General features: G+C 64.6%; 11 protein-coding genes and 1 pseudogene. 5 read left to right on the forward strand and 7 right to left on the reverse strand.

From position 1 onward, the window contains the following. The 3 genes and pseudogenes from VW23_RS18420 to VW23_RS18430 form a co-directional block, all read right to left on the reverse strand. Positions 1–406, reverse strand: a pseudogene (locus tag VW23_RS18420) (ABC transporter permease); the annotation flags it as partial. Between the two features lie 57 nt (positions 407–463). Next, a complete protein-coding gene (locus VW23_RS18425) occupies positions 464–1,228 on the reverse strand; it encodes a transporter substrate-binding domain-containing protein (RefSeq protein ID WP_069911007.1) in 765 nt (254 codons plus the stop codon). A gap of 178 nt (positions 1,229–1,406) precedes the next feature. Beyond that, a complete protein-coding gene (locus VW23_RS18430) occupies positions 1,407–2,189 on the reverse strand; it encodes an ABC transporter ATP-binding protein (protein ID WP_069911008.1) in 783 nt (260 codons plus the stop codon). 134 nt (positions 2,190–2,323) lie between these two features. Between VW23_RS18430 and VW23_RS18435 the strand changes: the two genes are divergently transcribed. Further along, entirely contained in the window at positions 2,324–2,524 is a 201-nt protein-coding gene (locus VW23_RS18435; RefSeq protein WP_069911009.1) for a CsbD family protein, read from the forward strand. 242 nt (positions 2,525–2,766) lie between these two features. On the opposite strand, the gene VW23_RS18440 is transcribed toward VW23_RS18435, so the two are convergent. From VW23_RS18440 to VW23_RS18450, 3 genes are all read right to left on the reverse strand, one after another. Next, a complete protein-coding gene (locus VW23_RS18440; protein ID WP_069911010.1) occupies positions 2,767–3,132 on the reverse strand; it encodes a YciI family protein in 366 nt (121 codons plus the stop codon). Between the two features lie 205 nt (positions 3,133–3,337). Then, on the reverse strand, positions 3,338–3,505 hold the full coding sequence (locus tag VW23_RS18445; protein ID WP_069911011.1) for a DUF1328 domain-containing protein: 168 nt from the start codon (positions 3,503–3,505) through the stop codon (positions 3,338–3,340). Between the two features lie 169 nt (positions 3,506–3,674). Then, positions 3,675–4,469, reverse strand: a complete 795-nt coding sequence (locus tag VW23_RS18450) for a response regulator (protein ID WP_069911012.1) — start codon at positions 4,467–4,469, stop codon at positions 3,675–3,677. 74 nt (positions 4,470–4,543) lie between these two features. Here VW23_RS18450 and VW23_RS18455 point away from each other — a divergent pair, with 74 nt between their 5' ends. Further along, positions 4,544–4,834 carry a NepR family anti-sigma factor gene (locus VW23_RS18455; RefSeq protein WP_425285223.1) on the forward strand — a complete coding sequence of 97 codons (291 nt, stop codon included), beginning with the start codon at positions 4,544–4,546 and terminating at the stop codon, positions 4,832–4,834. Positions 4,835–4,838: 4 nt separating this feature from the next. Further along, a complete protein-coding gene (locus tag VW23_RS18460) occupies positions 4,839–5,393 on the forward strand; it encodes an RNA polymerase sigma factor (protein WP_069911013.1) in 555 nt (184 codons plus the stop codon). Here the strand turns inward: VW23_RS18460 and VW23_RS18465 are convergent. Then, the gene (locus tag VW23_RS18465; protein WP_069911014.1) at positions 5,386–5,739 is read right to left on the reverse strand and encodes a response regulator; all 354 of its coding nucleotides are present in this window, start codon (positions 5,737–5,739) and stop codon (positions 5,386–5,388) included. The genes VW23_RS18460 and VW23_RS18465 overlap by 8 nt on opposite strands. Positions 5,740–5,892: 153 nt before the next feature. Between VW23_RS18465 and VW23_RS18470 the strand changes: the two genes are divergently transcribed. Further along, positions 5,893–6,648, forward strand: a complete 756-nt coding sequence (locus tag VW23_RS18470) for a Crp/Fnr family transcriptional regulator (protein WP_069911017.1) — start codon at positions 5,893–5,895, stop codon at positions 6,646–6,648. 111 nt (positions 6,649–6,759) lie between these two features. Beyond that, entirely contained in the window at positions 6,760–8,160 is a 1,401-nt protein-coding gene (locus tag VW23_RS18475; protein WP_069911015.1) for a sensor histidine kinase, read from the forward strand. The last annotated feature ends 45 nt before the right edge of the window (positions 8,161–8,205 follow it).

Raw genomic sequence — 8,205 nt, forward strand, 5'->3', positions numbered from 1 at the left:
GGATCAGGTATTCGACGCTGCCGAAGATCAGGTTGGCGTCCGGGCAGAGCGGCCATCGGCCAAGCGCCAGCTCGGCGGGGGTGCAGACCGCCTGGGCACGGATCCATTCCACCGCCTGCTCAAAGGCCAGCGGGAAGAACAGGAAGAACAGCACGTCCGGGATGCCTGGCAGCGAATTGGTATAGGCCTTGCCGAGCAGGCGGAAGCCAGCAAAGCGCGAGTTGCGGCCAGCAGCCGAGAGCACGCCGAGGCCCAGCGCCACGACCGCACCGATGGCGCCGGCGGCCAGCGTATATTGGACGCTCGCATACCAGCTCAGATGCTTGCCGTTGGTGAAGTAGCCCAGCCAGAACAGCACGTCCTCGCCGAGGACGTTCTGGAGCCATTGCGGCAGAAGATCGACCATAGGGGTCCTGTAAAGCGACAGGGGCGGGAAGACCCGCCCCCGCCATTATGTGAGGGGTCAGCCGCCGGCGAAGATCGGGCCCGGCGCCTTGTCCGGGAACCACTTGATGATCAGCGCGTCGAGCGAGCCGTCCTTCTTCATTTCGTCGATGACCCCGGTGACCTTGTCGCGCAGCTCGGTATCGGCCTTGCGGACGCCGGCGCCGACGCCGCCACCCAGCATCACTTCGGGGCCCACCACCTCGATGGCGCCACCCGAACCGGCGACGATCTCGGAGATATAGGAGCTGTCGGCGAGCACCACGTCGACATTGCCAGCATTGAGGTCCGCCAGCGCCTGGTCGGCGGTCTCGAACGACTTGATGGTGTTGGTGCCGCCAAAGGTGGTCTCGGCGTAACCGGCCTGGATGGTGCCGCCCTGCACGCCGATACTCTTGCCGGTCAGCGCAGCAAAATCGAGCGCAGTGCCGGTGCGCACCATGTAGTGCGACGGATCGGGCGGGAAGTAGTTGGTGGTGAAGTCGATCGACTGCTTGCGCTCATCGGTGATCGACATGCCGGCCATGATCAGGTCGTAGTTGCCGGCCACGAGGTTGGGGATGATCGAATCCCACTCGTTGACCTGGAAGGCGCATTCGAGCGCGGCGCGCTTGCAGATCTCGTTGCCGAGATCGATTTCGAAGCCGGCGGGCTTGCCGGCTTCATCGAGGAAGTTCCAAGGCGCATATGCGCCTTCGGTGGCAATGCGGATGGCCTGCGCATTGGCACCAGTCGCGAACATGGCGAGAGCAGCCGCAGCTGCCGCCAGAACGAGCTTGTTCATAGTCTCTCCTGTCGTACCGCCGGTCTTTGGCCGGCGTTGTGGCCGGTGTGAACCGGCTTATCGGGTCGTGCCGCAGCTCAGGCGGCACTTGAAGCGCAACGCTAGCGCTTTTTACCGTTCGGTCAATCGTTTGTGAATTGTTGCAATCAGCCGTCTCAGCAGTCCGGGGTGAGGCGTGTCAGCCGTGACCGGCGGCGCTGAGGAACTGCTTGAGGCGGGGCGAGCGGGTGTTGCCGAACACTTCGGCCGCGGTGCCTTCTTCCTCGATCTTGCCCTGGTGCAGGAAGACCACGCGGTCGGCGATGGTCTTGGCGAACTGCATGTCGTGGGTGACAAGGATCATGGTGCGCCCTTCGTCGGCCAACAGCTTGATCACCCGCAGCACTTCCACTTCGAGCTCGGGATCGAGCGCCGAGGTCGGCTCGTCGAACAGCATGACTTTTGGGTTGATGCAGAGCGCCCGGGCGATGGCGGCGCGCTGCTGCTGGCCGCCCGAGAGCTGGCTGGGGTAGCTGCCGGCTTTCTCGCGGATGCCCACCTTGGCCAACATTTCCAGCGCCTCGGCCTCGACCTCGGCCTTGTCGCGCTTCTGCACCTTGAGTGGCGCTTCCATGACATTGCCCAGAATGGTCATGTGGCTCCACAGGTTAAACGATTGGAACACCATGCCGAGCTCGGAGCGGATGCGGCGGATCTGCTGCTCGTCGGCGGGCTTCCTGTGCGGCGGCGTGCCGGTCAGCGCAATCTCCTCGCCGCCGACCTTCACCGTACCGGCCTCGGGCACTTCGAGCATGTTGATGCAGCGCAAGAGGGTGGATTTGCCCGAGCCGGAGGAGCCGATCAGCGCCACCACCTCGCCCTGGCGAGCGGTGAGCGAAACACCCTTCAGCACCTCGAGCGGACCGTAGGACTTATGGAGATCGGAGATTTCGACGACGGGCGGAGCGAGGGGGTTCTGCATCCGCGGCAACAAACCCAATGCCGCGCCTTGTGGCAAGAGTTTTGCGGAACCCCTCGTACGAAGAGGCGTTAGTCCTGTAGCAGCCACCGGTTACGGCGGCTCGTTTTCCTCAGCAGACGAGAAGGAGATTGCAAATGAATTGGAACCAGATGGAAGGCAACTGGGAGCAGTTCAAGGGCAAGGTCCAGACCCAGTGGGGCAAGCTGACCGACAATGACCTCGACATCATCAAGGGCAGCCGCAAGCAGCTCAGCGGCAAGATCCAGGAACGCTACGGCAAGGCCCAGGAAGAGGCCGAGCGAGAAGTCGACGACTGGTTCAACCGCCTGCACTAAGCGGTTCGGACAGCAATGAAAACTGAGCCCCGCTACGGCGGGGCTTTTGTGTCCCCTCTCCCCTCTGGGGAGAGGGTTAGGGTGAGGGGTAGCCAAGCACACCGGATAATGCTGCTGCGATGCCAGGCGCCGATTTCAGCGCGCTTGGCGCCCCTCACCCCCGCGAATGAGGCCGTTGGCCTCATTCGCCGCCCTCTCCCCAGAGGGGCGAGGGGGCGTTGTGGCGCCGCCGGTGCGAAACCTCAGCGCCCCTTATCCCGATCTTCCAACGTGCCGAATGCCCGCACCTCGACCGGTGCGCGGCACGCGACCGCTGCCCGCTTGCCCCAATCCAGCGCGGCGTCCATGTCGGGCAGCTCCAGCACCCAGAAGCCGCCGACATGCTCCTTGGTTTCAATATAGGGACCGTCGGTGACCAGCAGGCCACCTTCGGGTTTGCGGCGTACGGCTTTCGCCGCGCCCGGGCGATCGAGGCCGCCGACGAACCTCACGATGCCGGCCGCCTGCATGGCGACGTTGAGGTCGGCGATGTCGCGACGCGTCTCATCGCTTTCGGAAAACGGCTCGAAATCATCGGGATGGTGGATGGCGACGAGGTATTGGGTCATGGCTCTCTCCTCAGGGCGGCATAGACGTTTACCTCTAATCGAACCAGGTGATCGGGATTCGACAGAGCGCCCCGGGAAATTGTCGCGCTGCACGCAAAAGCTAGCGGCCCCATCCACTTGGACGGAGCCGCTGCCACCTCAGACCGCGGACCCGGCTAAGGACGGTCCGAGTTGTTCGCCCGAGGCGTAAAGCGCTGAACGGGCTCTACGACGCGCGCCGGAACAGGCCGATGATCAGCGAGATCACCAGGAAGGCGAGGAACAGGAAGAACAGGATCTGCGCGATACCCGACGCGGTACCGGCGATCCCGCCAAAGCCGAGCACGCCGGCGACGATCGCGATGACCAGGAAGAGCAGTGCGTATTGCAACATTCTTGTTACTCCATTGATCTCTCGCAGGAGTAACGGCCGGGCGCTGGTTGAGTTCCGCGGTGGATGATGTGTCGTGGACGGGGAGTTGGAGCGAGAGCCCCGTGACTCGCGCGCAAAAAAAGAGCCGGGCAGAGCCCGGCCCAAATCCGGAGGGGCGTCCGGAGTTTCGTCAGGCCGCGGCGCGCGAGCCTTCGTCGAAGAACAGCGCCTGGCTGATCAGCGCCCGCACCATGTCCGGGTTGAACGGCTTGGTGACGAGGAAGGTCGGCTCCGGCCGCTCGCCGGTCAACAGCCGCTCCGGGAACGCAGTGATGAAGATCACCGGGATCGGATGGGCGTGGAGGATATCGTTGACCGCATCGATACCCGACGAGCCGTCGGCGAGCTGGATATCGGCGAGGATCATGCGCGGCTGGGTCTTGTGATAGAGCGCCACTGCTTCCTTATGGGTGCGGGCGATGCCGACCACGCGGTGGCCGAGCCCTTCGACCATCTGCTCGATGTCCATGGCGATCAGCGGTTCATCTTCGATGATCAGGATATCAGTCGCCACCTGGCGCGAGATATCGGCGGAGGCCTGCGACAGGAGGTCGGCGAACTCGGCCGAGGTGACATCGAGGATCTCGGATGCCTCGTCGTGGCTGAAGCCTTCTACCGCTACCAAAAGGAAGGCCTGTCGCGGACGGGGCGCGAGGTTGGCGAGGTTCGCCGCTGCCCGCGTCTCCCAGGGGAAACTCGAGGTCGGCTCCGGCACGCGAATGGCCGAACTGGAGAACAGCGCCGAATAGAGCCGGTAGAGCGCAATCCGGTCGTTGCTGGACTCGGGGAAAATGCTGAGATCGGCAATCAAGGCTTCGAGGGTTGCCGCCACATAGGCGTCGCCAGACGTCTGCGAGCCGGTGACGGCGCGCGAGAACCGGCGCAGATAAGGAAGATGCGGAGCGATCCGCGTGGAAAGGGACATGGATATTCTTCTCCCGTGACGCTTTTAGAGCTTACCATGCTGAAGAACGGGGATGCGGAAAACTTGGTTCCAGCATGTTCGGAACTTTTTTTGCCACCGCGCATTTAGTCTGCCGCGGCTGGAGTATGGGGCGTCAGATCCTGCTGTGGGGCGAAGGGTTTATGCGAGACAAAACAACAATGAATGATTTGGGCATGCTACGGCGACGCGGCGACGATGGACTGGGGCCAAATTCCGACATCGGCAACAAGCTGCGGGCGCTCTACGGAGCGGTACAGAGCGAAGAAATCCCATCCAGGCTGATCGATCTGCTCGAGCAGCTCGACACGGTGGAAAAGCAGTCCAAGCCCGCGAAGGGTAAATAACGCCATGGACGCCGAGAAGCCGAGCTTCAAGCGAGAACTGCTGTCTACACTGCCAAGTCTTCGGGCCTTTGCGGTGTCCCTGTCGGGGCGCCACGACAAGGCTGACGACCTGGTGCAGGACACGGTGATGAAGGCCTGGGCGAAGCAGGACAGCTTCGAGATGGGCACCAACATGAAGGCGTGGTTGTTCACCATCCTTCGCAACGAGTTCTACAGCCAGATGCGCAAGCGCGGCCGTGAGGTGCAGGACACCGACGGGGCCTTCACCGAGCGCATGGCGGTGCATCCCTCGCAATATGGGATCATGGACCTGGGCGATTTCCGCCGGGCGCTCGATCAGTTGCCCGACGACCAGCGCGAGGCGATCATCCTGATCGGCGCCTCCGGCTTCTCTTACGAAGAAGCAGCCGAGATCTGTAAGTGCGCCATCGGCACGATGAAAAGCCGGGTCAGCCGCGCCCGCACCAAGCTGCAGGAATTGCTCAAGGTCACCGGCGAAGGCGATTACGGGCCGGACGCGGTGTCGGCACAGGTCACCACCATCCCGCGCTTCACTTGACCTCACGTCGCCTGGCGGCCACACAGGCCGCCAGCAGGGCCTCGGTATCGAACGGCTTGGCAAGCGGGGTTGCGCCGGTGAACAAGGCCTGGACGGCCACATCGGCCGAAGTCACCACCACTGGTACGCGCGCCGCCCGCAACGCGGCGCAGAGCGCCACAGCGTCGGCACTGCCGAAGCGGGCCTCGATCACCGCGAGGGCAAAGCCTGAGAAGTCGAGGGCGCGGGCAGTATTCGCGTTATTCCTGATGGTCACGTCGGCGGCGCCGGCGGCGCGCAGGGTCTGTTCGATCCCGGCGGCGACGAGATACTCCTCCTCGACGACGAGGGCATGCAGTCCTTGCATTTGTGGTTCCATGACGCGGTGGTGGCGCGCATCGTTCATCGTCGGCTCGCCCCGGTCATTTAACAAAGACATGCGCCTGAGAAGTTTGGCTGATCGAAGCAGTTGCGTTCGTTCGCCGTTGCTGCATGCTCCCATGGTTCCTCAGTCGTGAGCATTGCCCTGGCCACTGTCGCCCATGCCCGCCGCATCCCCTGTGAAGCGTGTCCCCTCCGGGAGAACGAGCACTTTCGCGATTTCACGCCGGAGGAGCTGAAGTTCGTCTCGAGCTTCAAGCGCGGTGAACTGGTAAGCGAACCCGCTTCCGCCATCCTCTCCGAGGGGGCGCATAGCGCGCAGCTGTTCACGCTGCTGTCGGGCTGGGCCTTCCGCTTCAAGACGCTGGAGGATGGGCGCCGGCAGATTCTCAACTACCTGTTGCCCGGCGACCTGGTGGGGCTGCAGGGCTCGGTGATCGGCGAGATGGAGCACTCGGTGGAGTCGCTGTCGCCGGTGGTGCTGTGCGTGTTCCAGCGCGATACGCTGCCGACCTTGTTCGAGAACCATCCCGGCCTCGCCTTCGACATCACCTGGCTGGCCTCGCGCGAGGAACGGATGCTCGACGAGAACCTGTTGAGCGTCGGGCGGCGCAGCGCCATGGAGCGGGCCGCCTACCTCATCGCCTTCCTCCACCAGCGGGCCGAGCAGGTGGGGCAGGCCAAGGCCTCCAAGCACCTGATTCCGATCACCCAGCAGCATGTGGCCGACACGCTGGGGCTGTCGATCGTTCACACCAACAAGACGTTGCGCAAGCTCGCCGAGCGACAGCTGATCCGCTGGCATGACCGGGCCTGCGAGGTGCTCGACCCCGGGGCCCTGGCCGATATTGCCGGCTGGGGCGGCCTCACCGACCGGAAGCGGCCGCTGATATGATGGGGCCGCATTGTTGCCACCGCCCGGGGCTAGGCATCTATCGATCATTGCTTGGTCCGGGGGGCAAAACCGGCCTCAGCAGCACCATCCCCGGATGAGGACGGCGCCTTGATGCTCGATGTCAGCACCCAGTCCGTCGAGACCGCCGCGCCGCGGCGCGGCGTGGTGCGGCGCGTCGCCATCGTGGCGTCGCTGACGCTGGTGCTGGTGGCGGTGGCGGCGTCGCTCTATATGGTGCGCACGGTCGACAGCCAGCTCGCCGACATCGCCAAGACCTACGAGATCCGGCGGCAGGCGAGCGAGCTGATGCTGGCGGTGGTCGATGCCGAAACGGGGCAGCGCGGCTACCTGATCACCCGCGACGAAGCCTATCTCGAGCCCTACAACATCGCCGTTGGCAACCTCAGCCAGACCTACCAGAGCCTCCTGGCGCTGATCAGCGACAACCCCACGCAGCTCAGCCGCCTCGAGGCGCTGGTGCCCGATCTCGACGCCAAGCGAGCGGAAATGGCGCGCACCATCGAGCTGATGTCATCGGGGCAGAATGCCGAAGCGCTGGCCTTGCTGCGCTCCGATACCGGGCTCGAGCTGATGGAGCGGATCCGCAGCGTGGTGCGGCAGGTGATCGGCGAGGAAGACGACAAGCTGATCGAGCGCAACAGCCGGATGGAATTCTACCGCCAGCTCCTGGTCGCCACCATCCTTGCTGCCCTCGCCGCCGCGGCGATCCTCACCTATGCGCTGTTGTCGCGCACGCAGCGCAAGGTGGTAGCGCTGGCGCAGCAGCAGAACCGGCTGAGGACCGCGAACGAGGAACTCGAGGCGCATGTGCGCGAGCGCACGGCGGCAGTCGAGGAGGCGCGGGGGCACGCCGAGCGCGAACGGGCCCGGCTCGAGACGCTGCTGCAGGATACCAACCACCGGATCGGCAACTCGCTGGCGACGGTGTCGTCGCTGCTCGGCCTGCAGCTGGCGCGCACCGCTTCGGACGAAGTGCGCAACGCGCTGGAAGCAGCGCAGCTCAGGGTGCAGGCGATCGCCTCGGGACACCGGCGGCTGCGGCTCGGGCCCGACCTCGAGACCACCGACGCGGCCGAGTTCCTGACCGACGTGATCGACGATCTCGCTGCCGCCATGCCGCCCGACAAGGCGGTGACCTTCGAGAAGCACCTCGAACCCATGATCATCCCGGCGCGCGATGCAACGACGCTGGGGATCGTGGTCAGCGAGCTGGTCACCAATGCGCTGAAGCACGCCTTCGCTGAGGGGCAGGCGGGCACGGTGCATATCCGCTTCGAGCGCGGCGAGGACGGGGTCATCGCGCTGTCGGTCGAAGATGATGGGCGCGGCATCGCTTCGCATAGCGGGCAGGAAGGGCTGGGTGCGCTGATCGTCAAACAGTTGGCGCGACAGTTCGGCGGCAGCGAGCCGGAATATCGGGCGCGCGAGGGCGGCGGCACGGCGATCACGGTGAAGCTGCCGCGGCTGGATCTGTCGGCGGCCTCTTCTTGATCCTCCCCCGCGTGGCGGGGGAGGGGGACCAGCGAAGCTGGTGGT

The organism is Devosia insulae DS-56 (assembly GCF_000970465.2).
Lineage (GTDB): Bacteria > Pseudomonadota > Alphaproteobacteria > Rhizobiales > Devosiaceae > Devosia_A > Devosia_A insulae.

Bases quoted from the DNA above. Each gene is read 5' to 3' on its own strand.
- VW23_RS18435 (WP_069911009.1), top strand. From the start codon at position 2,324: ATGAATTGGAACCAGATGGAAGGCAACTGGGAGCAGTTCAAGGGCAAG.
- VW23_RS18445 (WP_069911011.1), bottom strand. From the start codon at position 3,505: ATGTTGCAATACGCACTGCTCTTCCTGGTCATCGCGATCGTCGCCGGC.
- VW23_RS18475 (WP_069911015.1), top strand. From the start codon at position 6,760: ATGCTCGATGTCAGCACCCAGTCCGTCGAGACCGCCGCGCCGCGGCGC.
- VW23_RS18455 (WP_425285223.1), top strand. From the start codon at position 4,544: ATGTTCGGAACTTTTTTTGCCACCGCGCATTTAGTCTGCCGCGGCTGG.
- VW23_RS18440 (WP_069911010.1), bottom strand. From the start codon at position 3,132: ATGACCCAATACCTCGTCGCCATCCACCATCCCGATGATTTCGAGCCG.
- VW23_RS18460 (WP_069911013.1), top strand. From the start codon at position 4,839: ATGGACGCCGAGAAGCCGAGCTTCAAGCGAGAACTGCTGTCTACACTG.
- VW23_RS18430 (WP_069911008.1), bottom strand. From the start codon at position 2,189: ATGCAGAACCCCCTCGCTCCGCCCGTCGTCGAAATCTCCGATCTCCAT.
- VW23_RS18465 (WP_069911014.1), bottom strand. From the start codon at position 5,739: ATGCAAGGACTGCATGCCCTCGTCGTCGAGGAGGAGTATCTCGTCGCC.
- VW23_RS18450 (WP_069911012.1), bottom strand. From the start codon at position 4,469: ATGTCCCTTTCCACGCGGATCGCTCCGCATCTTCCTTATCTGCGCCGG.
- VW23_RS18425 (WP_069911007.1), bottom strand. From the start codon at position 1,228: ATGAACAAGCTCGTTCTGGCGGCAGCTGCGGCTGCTCTCGCCATGTTC.